We start from the raw sequence: 12,271 nt of genomic DNA, 5'->3' as shown, positions 1-12,271 counted from the left end.
GCGCTTGCTCACCATTGCCTGCTGTCCGAGCCTTTTAGAACGTACGTGCCTTGGGCGCGATTTTCTTCAGGCTGATGCCACCTTCGTCTTCGGTCGTCAGCGGATCGACGATCACGGGACGATAGCTAAGCTCAACCTGGTTGCCTTCGACCCGGCTAACCGTATGAACACGCCAGTTTTCATCATCACGCGCAGAGAAATCTTCGTGCGCGTGGGCACCACGGGATTCCTTGCGCGCCTCTGCGCCGACGATCGTGGACAGCGCGTTGGGCATCAGGTTGGTCAATTCCAGCGTTTCCATCAGGTCACTGTTCCAGACCAGCGACCGGTCGGTGACTTTCAGATCGTCCATCTTGGCAGCGATTGCCGTCATCTTCTCGACGCCTTCGGCCATGGTCTTGGCGGTACGGAATACGGCAGCATCCGCTTGCATTGTTTTCTGCATCTCAAGCCGCAACTCGGCGGTCGGAATGGAACCGCTGGCATTGCGCACCGCGTCGAACCGGTCAAAGGCCTTGTCGACCGATGCCTGGTTCAGAACCGGGTTCGCAGCTTCTGCATCCACGACTTTGCCTGCCCGGATCGCTGCCGCGCGGCCAAAGACCACAAGGTCAATCAGCGAGTTCGAGCCCAAGCGGTTCGCGCCGTGGACCGAGGCGCAACCGGCCTCGCCCACTGCCATCAGGCCCGGCACCACAGCTGTCGGGTTCTCGGCCGTTGGGTTCAGAACTTCACCCCAATAGTTTGTGGGGATACCGCCCATGTTGTAGTGCACGGTAGGCAGAACCGGGATCGGTTCCTTGGTGACATCCACGCCGGCAAAGATCTTGGCGCTTTCCGAAATGCCGGGAAGACGTTCTGCCAAAGCCTCGGCTGGCAGGTGACTGAGGTTCAGGTGAATATGATCCCCTTCCGCACCGACACCACGACCTTCGCGGATTTCCAAGGTCATCGAACGCGAGACGTAATCGCGCGGTGCAAGGTCCTTGTACTGGGGCGCATACCGCTCCATGAACCGTTCACCTTCCGAGTTGGTCAGGTAACCACCCTCGCCACGCGCTCCTTCAGTGATCAGACAGCCCGAACCGTAGATGCCGGTGGGGTGGAACTGAACGAATTCCATATCCTGCAAGGCCAGGCCGGCACGGGCCACCATACCGCCACCGTCACCGGTGCAGGTATGGGCCGAGGTCGCGCTGAAATAGGCGCGGCCATACCCGCCGGTCGCCAGCACAACCATCTTGGCATTGAAGACATGCATCGTGCCATCGTCCAGCTTCCAGCAGACAACACCCTGACACTGACCGTCATCGGACATGATCAGGTCGATAGCGAAGTACTCGATATAAAACTCAGCATTGTTCTTCAGCGACTGGCCATAGAGCGTATGAAGGATCGCGTGGCCGGTCCTGTCCGCAGCGGCACAGGTGCGCTGTACTGCCGGGCCTTCGCCGAATTCAGTGGTGTGACCACCAAACGGGCGTTGATAGATCTTACCCTCTTCGGTTCGGCTGAACGGAACGCCATAGTGCTCCAGTTCGTAAACAGCCTTGGGCGCTTCCCGCGCGAGGTATTCCATCGCATCGGTGTCGCCCAGCCAATCCGAGCCTTTCACAGTGTCGTACATATGCCACTGCCAATGGTCGGGGCCCATGTTTGACAACGACGCGGCGATTCCGCCCTGAGCCGCCACGGTGTGCGAACGGGTTGGGAAAACCTTGGTCACACAGGCCGTGCGCAGACCCTGTTCCGCCATACCCAGCGTCGCCCGCAAACCGGCCCCACCGGCGCCGACAACGACCACGTCATATTCATGCGTTTCGTATTCGTATGCAGCCATTTCTTTCAGCTCCGGGAATTAAAGGGCAATGCGCGCGATGGCGAAGATACCAGCCGCTGCTGCGCCATAAGACAAGCAGGTCAACAGAATGATCAGGACCTTTTCAAGCGTGCCGTGAACATAATCTTCCAGCATCACCTGCGCACCGTCCGCGAAGTGTTTGAAGCCAACCGCCAGCGTCAGTGCTGCCACGATGGCAGGGAAAGGTCGCGAGTAGTAGTCGAGAACGACCTCGAATGGCTGGCCCAGGATCGGACCAAATGTAAATACAAACAACGGCACAAGGATCAGCAAAGCAACCGAGCTGACTTTCATTGCCCAGAAATGGGCAGTGCCGGATTTCGCCGAGCCAAGTCCAGCGGCACGTTTGCGGTCGGTCAGATAACGCATGTCAGGCCTCCAATCACGCGACGAGGACAAGGGTCAGAAGGGTCAAGACGACCGATCCAATAACAACGGCCCAACCCAGTTTGGTCGCCGTCGGAAGGTCCAGACCAACCGCGTTGTCCCAGATCAGGTGCCGCACACCGGCCAACGTGTGATACCAAAGCCCCCAAACGGATAGCGCCATCACAAGGTCTCCAAGCATCGAGGTTATTACCCCATTCGCTACCGCAAACGCCTCAGGCGAAGTTGCTGCGGCCAGAAACCACCAGACGATCAACAGAGCTGCGAGCAGAAGGGCGTTGCCGGTGATGCGCGTCAGGATGGACGTGATCGACGTCAACTGCGGGCGATAAATCGACAGATGCGGCGAAAGTGGGCGATTGCCCCGATTTACATCGGCCATGGCGGCTCCTTTTCGGTTGGCTACCGAACGTTTTACTGGTTTTTGCGACACTGTCACGTGCTGCGAGTGCAAAAACCATCAAATTGCGCTCAATTACACGGATAATTCAAATATGTGATCACACAAAATAATCTCGTGATCACATATCACATTCCGCGCTGTCAATGTTAGCGTTTTCAAGGTCAAAGAGATGTGATCACGAATCTCTCAAGCCGTCATTTCAGGTCTGCTGTTTGCTGCGTCACTTCGCGCAGCAGTTTTCGGCGAATTCGTTCCGGGTAATCCGCGAACCCGGTGGCGGAAACGACAAAGGCACCTTCGCCCACGATGACATTCTCAAAGAAATACGCCGTCAGATCCGGTTCGCTTTCCTCAATAGCCAGCGCGTTGACAACGATCCCCTCGGCGCGCAGGGCAGCATGAACCCGCGTCGGCTCAATCCCTTCATTGGACACACCGTCCCCTGACAGGTCTATCAGGTGCCGTCGGCAGTCTGAAACCGAATCGAATGAACTCAGGGTCATTTGAAGCGCCTCGCCGATTGCCGTCGAAAAATTCCGCCAGATGCGCGGATCGGCGGCAACCTGGTCTGCAAACTGATCCAGCGTGGCAAAGCTATCGATACGGGTCCAGGGAATAGTGATCCGCTGGCGCGACGAGCCGGTCCACTGCACCAGCATCAGCCGCGCCTGCCCCCGCACCAGCGCCTCGGACACGATCGGGTCGCGCAAACCTGCGGCCAACCCATCCATCTGGATGCGATATTCGCTGCTATCGACTGAACCAGAAACATCCACGGCTAAAGCCAAGGCCAGATCGCAGGCTTGAGCCGCCGGTGCCAGAGTGACGCTGGCCAGTATCGCGCGTAGCAGGTTCATTGTGCAAACCTATCACGCCTTGCAAGCCGTGGCGTCACATATCCGTCAGATCACCTATTTGGGCATCAAAGCCCAATAATCGAGATCCAGCAGAACGTCTGGCAGGTACCGCCCTTCTTCGTTCTTCAGCTTGAACGGATCACCGCCTTTGGTCGCGACCAGACGCAATCGCACAGCGCCTATGCCAGCAACCCCGGTTTCCGCTTTGTCCAGAACTTCGGACCATGCCTTGATCGTATCACCCGCAAAACACGGGTTAGCATGGGCACCACCATTCAAGCCGACAATCATCTGCGCATTTGCAAGGCCATTGAAGGACAATGTCCGCGCCATCGAGATTACATGCCCACCATAAATGAGCCTGCCTTCCGGACGGAACGTCAGGTCGTAATGCACCTTGGCGGTGTTCTGCCACAGACGTGTAGCCAGCATATGTTCGGCCTCTTCCACAGTGACACCGTCCACATGATCGATGGTTTCACCGATCTTATAATCGCCCCAGCGATGTGCCTCGCCCGCGAGGCCAAAATCGTAGTTTGCAAAATCGAGCCCTTCCGGCACGGTCAGGTCCTGCGGATCAAGTACAGCCTTCAAATCAGGAACAACCGTCTCGGGCGCGGGTGCATCCATGTTTGCCTTGCGCACCATGACCCAGCGCACATATTCAAGAACCACCTCGTCCAACTGGTTCAACCCGCGGGTACGAACCCAGACAACACCGGTTTTTCCGTTGGAATTCTGCTTCAGGCCGATAACCTCTGATACGGATCGCAGCGTATCGCCTGCATAAACAGGTTTCAGCCAACGGCCTTCGGCATAGCCCAAATTGGCAACCGCGTTCAAGGAAATGTCAGGCACGGTTTTGCCGAACACGATGTGGAACGCGGCCAGATCATCAATCGGGCTTTCCGGCAACCCACAGTCCCGAGCAAATTCATCCGAAGAGTAAAGCGCATGACGTGCCGGATAGAGCGCATGATACAAGCCGCGCTCTCCCTCGGTCACGGTGCGAGGTACTGCATGCTGCAACACCTGCCCTACAGAATAGTCCTCGAAAAATCGGCCCGGATTTGTTTTCGCCATTACTGCTGTCCCAGTTTCATGTTGGGGGAATAGTCGGCCTCGACCTTTTTGGTCACGGCCTGCGCACAACGCATTACGTTGCCGTTGGCATCAAAGGCGTAAGCCGGGTCGCCATACAGCTCCCATCCCTTTGACAGGGCGTCGGACACCTTGTGGCAGAAGGCCGAAGTGTCTTCTTCGGTCAGCAAGCGATAAAGCTTCGACATCAAATCAAATCCTTATGAGCCGAACGGAGATGGGCCAACCAGGCCGTGGATGTACCCGATAATTCCCATCAGAACGATCGAAGCCACAAAGAACATCGCATCCTTGCCGTAAGTGCCAGGCTCTGCCGGGGTCCACTCGGGTTCAGACTTGTTGATTACAATGACTTCGACCACCGCCCAGGCCAGAAGGCCACCAAACAGGATGATCGAGGCCAGATCGCCGTTCACCAACAGGTGCGCAAAAGCCCACAGCTTGAACCCGCCCAGCATCGGGTGGCGCAGCTTGTTCAGCAGCCGGCCTTTTGTGCCCGCAGGGCTCATCAAATAAATCGCGATCAAAACCAACAGGTTGTTGACGTGAACCAGAAAGATTGGCGGCGCCCAAACATGGATGAAGTCGGTCATGCGATACCCGAAGATCATCAGTAGGATCGACGCGACCAAAGCCAGGGCAACAGCGCCTTTACACGCGTCACCCATCGCGGCGCGGCGTTCAGGTGCAACACGTTTGAACAGATGCGCCCCCCACCACAGCGCCACACCTAAGATCAGAAGAACAAAGCCCATGCTGGCCTACCCCGCTTGCAAAGCTAATATCGCCTCTGCTTTTGCCAGAATTTCGCGGGCAGTTACAACGTGCAGATTTTCGACAATCTTGCCATCGACAACAGCGACCCCTTGGCCAAGGGCCTCCGTCTCTTCAAAGGCTGAGATCTGGCGACGAGCCAGGTCGATCTCGTCATCCGATGGCGCGAAGGCGGAATTTGCCACTTCGACCTGGGCCGGGTGGATCAGCGTTTTACCATCAAAGCCCATATCGCGGCCTTGCGCACATTCGAAAGCCAGACCTTCGACATCCTTGAAGGCGTTGTAAACGCCATCGATGATAATCAGCCCTTCGGCCTTGGCGGCCAGCAAGCACAGCCCTAACGAGGTCATCATAGGCAGGCGATCTGGGCGGAAGCGGGTTTGCAACTCTTTCGCCAGATCATTTGTTCCCATCACGAATCCGGCCATCAGCGGATGCGCGGCGATTTCTGCCGCGTTCAGCATTCCACGCGGGGTTTCCATCATGGCCCAGATCGGCAGATCTCCGGTGATCGCAGCCAGCGCATCCACGTCAGCCGCCGAATTCACCTTAGGCAACAGGACTACGTCGGCATCCATTTCGCGCACAGCCTCGGCATCCGCACGGCCCCATTCGGTGTCCAACCCGTTGATCCGGACAATCTTGACGCGTGACCCGTACCCTCCGGCAGCCAAAGCCGCCTTGAGCGTTTCGCGCGCATTGTCCTTTTCGTCGGCCGCGACCGCATCTTCCAGATCGAAGATGATTGCATCTACCGGCAGAGTGCGGGCCTTTTCCAAAGCCCTATCCCGGGACCCAGGTATATAGAGAACCGAACGATAGGGGCGCTGACGAGGATCCATGGACCACTCCCATTGAAATAAAGTTGCGCGGAATGGGGCATTTTTTACCGGAAAGTTCAAGCCCAAAATTGCCGCACCGCAGCAAACAGGGGGCAACGTGCTTTGCCTTAACTGAATTTCGGCGCCTACGCCGCACCCTGACTAGCAGAGGGAACCGAAAGGATTCGGGATGCGAAAGACAATGTTCGAGATGACGATGGGACTTGGGATCATGGTTCTGGCGGCACAACAGGTACAGGCCCAGGGGCAAAACTGCGCACCGCGAGAGGATGTGCTGAAAAGGTTGACCGACACTTATGGCGAAACGCGCAGGGGCTTTGGTCTGGCCCAGCAAGGCGCAGTCATGGAACTTTTCGCCTCAGCTCAAAGCGGCAGCTGGACCATCACGGTGACCTTGCCCAACGGGGTCACCTGCCTTGTCGCTTCGGGGCAAGCTTTTGAGGCTGTAGCCGAAGCGCTGCCCCCGAACGCCTGATCAGGTAAGTGCGTCCCAGATCAGCTTACTGCCTGTGAGGGTCAGCAGCATATAGGCAATTCCAAAGAACAGGCGTTCGGACAACATGAAATGTGCGCGGACGCCCAGCCACGCACCGAGAACAGCAAACGGTGTTAACAGCATATCGGCCCATGCCGTCTGCCACGTGAACATGCCCAGATAAGCGTAGGGTACAAACTTCGCGATATTAATCACCCAGAAAACCAATACCGTACTGGCTTGAAACTCGGTCTTTGTCAGCCGTTGGGACAACAGGTAAACGGCAGCTGGAGGGCCTCCGGCATGGCTGACGAAGCTGGTGAAGCCCGCGACCAGCCCTGCAAACAGGCCAGCGGAGGGTGGCAACCGTCTGGCAAATCCGCGCACCCAGCCTTTTGACTGTGCGATGTGCCAGATCACGAACCCGACCGAGATGCCGCCGATCAGCAGGCGCAGCAGGTCATCATCCGTTGAACGGTAAAGCCATGCCCCCATTGCCACACCGGGTACAGCACCCAGGATCAGCAGGCGCGCATCCCTCCAGCTCCACCGCTTCCAATAAGGGCCCAAAGTGGCCACATCGATCACCATCAGAATCGGCAGCATCAGGGCCAGGGCCTGCCCGGGCGTTAGGATCAAGGCCAGAATCGATGATGACGCAAAAGCCACGCCCGAGCCGAAACCGCCCTTTGAGATACCCGCAAATATCACCGCCGGGATCGCCACTGCAAAAAACATCAGGTTTAATTCAAACATGCACCGGTCCCGGTTTTGGCTTGTCTCAAAGGCCCTTTAGCGCAACCACATGGGGTCTCGCAAACGGTATGCGGTTGTATGCCACGTCGCAGAACTCTTGCCTAATGCCGTTTTAACGACTAGCACAGCCGCGATTTCAAAACCGACCGGAGATATTCCAAATGGCCAGACCCAAGATTGCGCTGATCGGCGCGGGGAACATCGGCGGCACGCTTGCGCATCTTGCAGCTGTCAAAGAACTGGGTGACGTTGTCCTGTTTGACATTGCTGACGGATTGCCACAGGGCAAGGCGCTCGACATCGCCGAATCCGGCCCGTCCGAAGGCTTTGACGCTTCGATGAAAGGTACCAGCGACTATGCCGATATTGCTGGCGCGGATGTCTGCATCGTGACCGCAGGCGTAGCCCGCAAACCGGGCATGAGCCGCGATGACCTGCTGGGCATCAACCTGAAAGTCATGAAGTCGGTCGGCGAAGGTATCGCAGCGCATGCGCCCGATGCGTTCGTGATCTGCATCACCAACCCGCTGGACGCCATGGTCTGGGCGCTGCGCGAATTCTCGGGCCTGCCGCACAACAAAGTCTGCGGCATGGCTGGCGTGCTGGATTCAGCACGTTTCGCGCATTTCCTGTCGGAAGAGTTCAACGTCTCGATGCGCGATGTAACCGCGTTCGTATTAGGCGGACATGGCGACACCATGGTGCCGTCGGTTCGTTATTCGACCGTTGCCGGTATCCCGCTGCCTGATCTGGTTGAAATGGGCTGGACCTCGCAAGAAAAGCTGGATGCCATCGTACAGCGCACCCGTGATGGTGGCGCGGAAATCGTAGGCCTGCTGAAAACCGGGTCGGCTTATTACGCGCCCGCCACTTCGGCGATCGAAATGGCCGAAGCCTATCTGAAAGACCAGAAGCGTGTTCTGCCTTGTGCGGCGTACTGCAGCGGTGAATTAGGCGTTAACGGCCTTTATGTCGGGGTGCCGACAGTCATCGGCGCTGGTGGCGTCGAGCGCATCGTAAACATCAAGTTGAACGAAGACGAGCAAGCCGGTTTCGACAATTCGGTCAACGCCGTGAAAGGCCTGATCGAGGCATGCAAAGGCATCGACAGTTCACTGGCGTAAAACTGCCAGACAATCTGAATTTGAGACCGGCCCAATTATGGGCCGGTTTTCATTTGCCACCGCGGAACCCGGCCGCATATGTTGGCGCAAACGTCGCAAATCCCTTTTTTCGAATGTGATTTCAAAAAACTGTGCAGGATTATCGAATCAATTGATGACACTCGAGTTTTTGTGATCACACCCTAAAAACCCGTGATCACAAATGTTGCAAATCTTCGGCAATTTCCCGTCACAGGTCAAAAAACCCTTTAAATTTACCCGCTAGACACGCCTATAACGGTTAAACGCAGTCAGACGGGACAATTTCGATGAACATTCACGAATATCAGGCCAAGGCTCTTCTTCGCAGCTACGGCGCTCCGGTCTCCGATGGTCGCGCCGTGCTGCGCGCCGAGGAAGCCAAAACCGCAGCCGGTGAGCTGGATGGGCCGCTTTGGGTCGTCAAGGCGCAGATACACGCGGGTGGCCGTGGCAAAGGATCCTTCAAAGAAGCCGACGCTGGTGAAAAAGGCGGTGTCCGTCTGACGAAATCGGTCGAGGAAGCGGCCGAAGAAGCCAAGAAGATGCTGGGTCGCACCCTGGTCACCCATCAGACGGGTCCGGCAGGCAAGCAGGTCAACCGCATCTATATCGAAGCCGGTTCCGGCATCGAGCGTGAACTGTACTTGGCCCTGCTGGTGGATCGTCAGACCAGCCGTATCTCGTTTGTCTGCTCGACCGAAGGCGGTATGGACATCGAAGAAGTTGCCGCCGCGACGCCCGAGAAAATCCTGTCCTTCTCGGTTGACCCGGCCACCGGCTACCAACCCTACCACGGTCGCCGCATCGCGTTTTCGCTGGGGCTTGAGGGCGCGCAGGTCAAGCAATGTGTCAGGCTTATGGGCATCCTCTACAAAGCCTTCGTCGAGAAGGATATGGAGATGCTCGAGATCAACCCGCTGATCGTATCCGACAGTGGCGACCTGAAAGTGCTGGATGCCAAAGTTGGCTTTGATGGCAACGCAGTCTACCGCCACCCGGATATCGCTGAACTGCGCGACACGACCGAGGAAGACCCCAAGGAACTCGAAGCCTCCAAGTACGACCTGAACTACATCGCGCTGGATGGTGAGATCGGGTGCATGGTCAACGGCGCCGGTCTGGCGATGGCGACGATGGACATCATCAAGCTGTATGGGGCCGAGCCGGCCAACTTCCTCGACGTAGGCGGCGGTGCCACCAAAGAGAAAGTGACCGAAGCGTTCAAGATCATCACCTCGGACCCGCAGGTCAAAGGCATTCTGGTCAACATCTTCGGCGGCATCATGCGCTGTGACGTCATCGCCGAGGGCGTTGTCGCTGCAGTGAAAGAGGTTGGTCTGAAAGTGCCGCTGGTCGTGCGTCTGGAAGGCACGAACGTTGAGAAGGGCAAAGAGATCATCAACACCTCTGGCCTCGACGTGATCGCCGCGGACAACCTGAAAGACGGTGCCGAGAAGATCGTGAAGGCGGTTAAGGGGTAAGCAAGGTGCTGTGGAGTCGGCTACAGGCCGACCCCACGGCATCTATAATCCAAGTTTATCTATTTCACGTGGGAAATCGAAAGAAACAACCGATCTGATGACCATCCCCATCTTCCTCATTGGTCTAGAACGCGCCACAGGGCGGGCGCGTTTGATGGAGCAGGAACTGCAAAAGGCAGGCCTGTCGGCGACGCGCGTCAACGCTGTTGATTGCGACGCCGCCACCCGTGAGGAATTCCTGCGTGATTGTCAGGCTGAGGGGCCGTGGGGTTATTTCCATACCAAGGACATGGCCTGCACCCTAAGCCATGCCAAAGCGTGGGAGGCCGTTGTCGCCTCTGGCGCGGAGCAGGCTTTGATACTTGAGGATGATGTTTTCCTGTCGCCAGAACTGGCGGATTGGTTGAACGATGCATCCTGGTGGCCAGAGGATGCCGATATCGTGCGGTTCGAACGCTGGCGCAGCACAAAGCTTTACCTCGCACTTGAGCGCAAAAGCTCATCCCATCTGGGTCGGGAACTGCGCCTGATGCACTCACGCCACCCCGGCGGTGCCGCATATGCGTTGACCCGAAATGCGGCAGAACATTTCCTGGCGCAAAAGCCCTATGACATCACGCTGGATGGCCTGTTGTTCAACCCGTCAGCCTCGGCTGCGGCGCGTCGGGTCAATGTCTATCAGGTGGTTCCTGCGATGGTCGAGCAAGGCAACGAAGCGCCGGGCGAAATCCAGATGGGTGCCCCCCGCGCACGCCCTACGGGCTGGCCGCTGGTCCGACAAAAAATCAGGCGCGGTATCGCCGAAATCAGCAGCGGCCTGCGCACAATGGCCAATCTGGTCCTTGGTCGCGCCACGCTTCAGAAAATTACCTATGCGCCGCAGGTTCTTCCAGCGGCAGAACCCTATCAATCCAACACCGCCTAGAGAAAGGGACAAAATGGCAGTCCTCATCGACGAAAACACCAAAGTGATCTGTCAGGGCTTTACCGGCTCGCAAGGTACATTCCACAGCGAACAGGCCATTGCCTATGGCACCAAGATGGTTGGCGGCGTAACCCCCGGCAAAGGCGGGATGGAGCATTTGGGCCTGCCCGTGTTCAACTCGGTCCACGAGGCCAAGCACGTAACCGAAGCCAACGCATCGGTGATCTACGTACCGCCCCCATTCGCGGCGGACTCGATCCTCGAAGCGATTGATGCCGAGATGGAAGTGATTGTCTGCATCACCGAAGGTATCCCGGTTCTGGACATGATGAAGGTAAAACGCGCGCTGGAAGGCAGCAAGTCGCGCCTGATCGGCCCGAACTGCCCCGGTGTCATCACGCCTGACGCCTGCAAGATCGGCATCATGCCCGGCCATATTCACAAACGCGGGAGCGTGGGTGTCGTTTCCCGCTCGGGTACTCTTACTTATGAAGCCGTGAAACAGACAACGGATGTAGGACTGGGCCAGTCCACCTGTGTGGGCATTGGCGGTGACCCGATCAAGGGCACCGAACATATCGACGTGCTGGAATGGTTCCTGGCCGATGACGAAACCACTTCGATCATCATGATCGGTGAGATCGGCGGCTCGGCCGAGGAAGAGGCTGCGCAGTTCCTGGCCGATGAGGCCAAGAAGGGCCGCAAAAAGCCGGTTGCAGGTTTCATCGCAGGCCGCACAGCCCCTCCGGGCCGCCGCATGGGCCACGCGGGCGCGATTGTTGCCGGTGGCAAGGGCGGTGCCGAGGACAAGATCGAAGCCATGCGCTCAGCCGGTATCGTCGTGGCCGAAAGCCCGGCGCAGCTGGGTGAGGCTGTATTGGAGGCGATTGGTTGAAGCTGGCCGCGCTCATCCTGCCCCTTGCAGCAACCCTGTTGCTGCAAGGATGTGCTTCCGAACTCGACACGTCGGTCGAGCGCTCCTCCGAAGCTGACGATGGGCAATCCGCAGTAACCGAGCCGGTGTCAGGCATAGACAAAGAAGCACTCGCCGCGATTATTGGATTAGGTTCGCAAGTCGGAGTGTTTTATTATCCAGACAAGATTGACCGCAGGCAATTGAGTGCTGCCCCAGCAAAATTATGTGCAGCAAGAGGTGCCAAAGTCGTGGAAGTAGAAGATACCGACTTGCACCATCCAGAAGAGTTGCCGGGAGCACGACACTTGGTCGTGCGCTGCTCGGGATAGATTTGAGGATATCGGA

Annotated in this window: 15 protein-coding genes; 6 read left to right on the top strand and 9 right to left on the bottom strand. The window is 57.5% G+C overall.

Translation table 11 applies throughout. The features are described from left to right. Nucleotides 1–34 precede the first annotated feature (34 nt). The 8 genes from sdhA to ACR0LL_RS08150 all read right to left on the bottom strand — a co-directional run bounded on the left by sdhA (nucleotide 35) and on the right by ACR0LL_RS08150 (nucleotide 6,228). Nucleotides 35–1,840: a succinate dehydrogenase flavoprotein subunit gene (gene sdhA, locus ACR0LL_RS08185; protein ID WP_480585576.1), complete on the bottom strand. Its 1,806-nt coding sequence runs from the start codon at nucleotides 1,838–1,840 to the stop codon at nucleotides 35–37. A gap of 18 nt (nucleotides 1,841–1,858) precedes the next feature. Next, nucleotides 1,859–2,230, bottom strand: coding sequence for a succinate dehydrogenase, hydrophobic membrane anchor protein (sdhD, locus tag ACR0LL_RS08180; RefSeq protein WP_267363812.1), 372 nt, complete (start codon nucleotides 2,228–2,230; stop codon nucleotides 1,859–1,861). A 13-nt stretch (nucleotides 2,231–2,243) separates the two neighbouring features. After that, nucleotides 2,244–2,630 (bottom strand): succinate dehydrogenase, cytochrome b556 subunit, encoded by a 387-nt coding sequence (gene sdhC, locus ACR0LL_RS08175; RefSeq protein WP_267363810.1) that lies wholly within the window; start codon nucleotides 2,628–2,630, stop codon nucleotides 2,244–2,246. Between the two features lie 215 nt (nucleotides 2,631–2,845). Further along, complete coding sequence (locus tag ACR0LL_RS08170; protein WP_480585574.1) at nucleotides 2,846–3,508, bottom strand: DUF1194 domain-containing protein; 663 nt, start codon at nucleotides 3,506–3,508, stop codon at nucleotides 2,846–2,848. Between the two features lie 54 nt (nucleotides 3,509–3,562). Next, nucleotides 3,563–4,591, bottom strand: coding sequence for a MaoC family dehydratase (locus tag ACR0LL_RS08165; RefSeq protein WP_480585572.1), 1,029 nt, complete (start codon nucleotides 4,589–4,591; stop codon nucleotides 3,563–3,565). Further along, the gene (locus ACR0LL_RS08160) at nucleotides 4,591–4,797 is read right to left on the bottom strand and encodes a DUF1737 domain-containing protein (protein WP_480585569.1); all 207 of its coding nucleotides are present in this window, start codon (nucleotides 4,795–4,797) and stop codon (nucleotides 4,591–4,593) included. The genes ACR0LL_RS08165 and ACR0LL_RS08160 overlap by 1 nt, the downstream gene beginning before the upstream one ends. A 12-nt stretch (nucleotides 4,798–4,809) precedes the next feature. Continuing rightward, nucleotides 4,810–5,364 carry an NnrU family protein gene (locus tag ACR0LL_RS08155; RefSeq protein ID WP_480585567.1) on the bottom strand — a complete coding sequence of 185 codons (555 nt, stop codon included), beginning with the start codon at nucleotides 5,362–5,364 and terminating at the stop codon, nucleotides 4,810–4,812. Nucleotides 5,365–5,370: 6 nt separating this feature from the next. Next, nucleotides 5,371–6,228: an HpcH/HpaI aldolase/citrate lyase family protein gene (locus tag ACR0LL_RS08150; protein ID WP_480585565.1), complete on the bottom strand. Its 858-nt coding sequence runs from the start codon at nucleotides 6,226–6,228 to the stop codon at nucleotides 5,371–5,373. A 169-nt stretch (nucleotides 6,229–6,397) separates the two neighbouring features. On the opposite strand from ACR0LL_RS08150, the gene ACR0LL_RS08145 reads away from it, so the two are divergent. Continuing rightward, on the top strand, nucleotides 6,398–6,703 hold the full coding sequence (locus tag ACR0LL_RS08145; protein ID WP_480585562.1) for a hypothetical protein: 306 nt from the start codon (nucleotides 6,398–6,400) through the stop codon (nucleotides 6,701–6,703). Here ACR0LL_RS08145 and ACR0LL_RS08140 read toward each other — a convergent pair whose 3' ends face one another. Further along, nucleotides 6,704–7,459, bottom strand: a complete 756-nt coding sequence (locus ACR0LL_RS08140) for a sulfite exporter TauE/SafE family protein (RefSeq protein ID WP_480585560.1) — start codon at nucleotides 7,457–7,459, stop codon at nucleotides 6,704–6,706. A gap of 161 nt (nucleotides 7,460–7,620) precedes the next feature. Between ACR0LL_RS08140 and mdh the strand changes: the two genes are divergently transcribed. From mdh to ACR0LL_RS08115, 5 genes are all read left to right on the top strand, one after another. Beyond that, nucleotides 7,621–8,583, top strand: a complete 963-nt coding sequence (gene mdh / locus ACR0LL_RS08135; RefSeq protein WP_267363196.1) for a malate dehydrogenase — start codon at nucleotides 7,621–7,623, stop codon at nucleotides 8,581–8,583. A 308-nt stretch (nucleotides 8,584–8,891) separates the two neighbouring features. Further along, entirely contained in the window at nucleotides 8,892–10,085 is a 1,194-nt protein-coding gene (sucC, locus tag ACR0LL_RS08130; protein WP_480585558.1) for an ADP-forming succinate--CoA ligase subunit beta, read from the top strand. A gap of 97 nt (nucleotides 10,086–10,182) precedes the next feature. Beyond that, complete coding sequence (locus ACR0LL_RS08125) at nucleotides 10,183–11,010, top strand: glycosyltransferase family 25 protein (protein WP_480585555.1); 828 nt, start codon at nucleotides 10,183–10,185, stop codon at nucleotides 11,008–11,010. A gap of 13 nt (nucleotides 11,011–11,023) precedes the next feature. Continuing rightward, a complete protein-coding gene (gene sucD / locus ACR0LL_RS08120; RefSeq protein WP_209506539.1) occupies nucleotides 11,024–11,905 on the top strand; it encodes a succinate--CoA ligase subunit alpha in 882 nt (293 codons plus the stop codon). After that, entirely contained in the window at nucleotides 11,902–12,255 is a 354-nt protein-coding gene (locus ACR0LL_RS08115; RefSeq protein ID WP_480585553.1) for a hypothetical protein, read from the top strand. Before sucD ends, ACR0LL_RS08115 begins: the two co-directional genes overlap by 4 nt. Nucleotides 12,256–12,271: the final 16 nt, after the last annotated feature.

It is taken from the genome of Ruegeria sp. AI2, from assembly GCF_056541275.1.
Note: the sequence above shows the minus strand (reverse complement) of the source record. Positions and strands in the feature narration are given on the sequence as shown.

What these genes read in the sequence shown, in the direction of transcription:
- sdhA (WP_480585576.1), bottom strand. Translation starts at nt 1,840, where the DNA reads ATGGCTGCATACGAATACGAAACGCATGAATATGACGTGGTCGTTGTC.
- sdhD (WP_267363812.1), bottom strand. Translation starts at nt 2,230, where the DNA reads ATGCGTTATCTGACCGACCGCAAACGTGCCGCTGGACTTGGCTCGGCG.
- sdhC (WP_267363810.1), bottom strand. Translation starts at nt 2,630, where the DNA reads ATGGCCGATGTAAATCGGGGCAATCGCCCACTTTCGCCGCATCTGTCG.
- ACR0LL_RS08170 (WP_480585574.1), bottom strand. Translation starts at nt 3,508, where the DNA reads ATGAACCTGCTACGCGCGATACTGGCCAGCGTCACTCTGGCACCGGCG.
- ACR0LL_RS08165 (WP_480585572.1), bottom strand. Translation starts at nt 4,591, where the DNA reads ATGGCGAAAACAAATCCGGGCCGATTTTTCGAGGACTATTCTGTAGGG.
- ACR0LL_RS08160 (WP_480585569.1), bottom strand. Translation starts at nt 4,797, where the DNA reads ATGTCGAAGCTTTATCGCTTGCTGACCGAAGAAGACACTTCGGCCTTC.
- ACR0LL_RS08155 (WP_480585567.1), bottom strand. Translation starts at nt 5,364, where the DNA reads ATGGGCTTTGTTCTTCTGATCTTAGGTGTGGCGCTGTGGTGGGGGGCG.
- ACR0LL_RS08150 (WP_480585565.1), bottom strand. Translation starts at nt 6,228, where the DNA reads ATGGATCCTCGTCAGCGCCCCTATCGTTCGGTTCTCTATATACCTGGG.
- ACR0LL_RS08145 (WP_480585562.1), top strand. Translation starts at nt 6,398, where the DNA reads ATGCGAAAGACAATGTTCGAGATGACGATGGGACTTGGGATCATGGTT.
- ACR0LL_RS08140 (WP_480585560.1), bottom strand. Translation starts at nt 7,459, where the DNA reads ATGTTTGAATTAAACCTGATGTTTTTTGCAGTGGCGATCCCGGCGGTG.
- mdh (WP_267363196.1), top strand. Translation starts at nt 7,621, where the DNA reads ATGGCCAGACCCAAGATTGCGCTGATCGGCGCGGGGAACATCGGCGGC.
- sucC (WP_480585558.1), top strand. Translation starts at nt 8,892, where the DNA reads ATGAACATTCACGAATATCAGGCCAAGGCTCTTCTTCGCAGCTACGGC.
- ACR0LL_RS08125 (WP_480585555.1), top strand. Translation starts at nt 10,183, where the DNA reads ATGACCATCCCCATCTTCCTCATTGGTCTAGAACGCGCCACAGGGCGG.
- sucD (WP_209506539.1), top strand. Translation starts at nt 11,024, where the DNA reads ATGGCAGTCCTCATCGACGAAAACACCAAAGTGATCTGTCAGGGCTTT.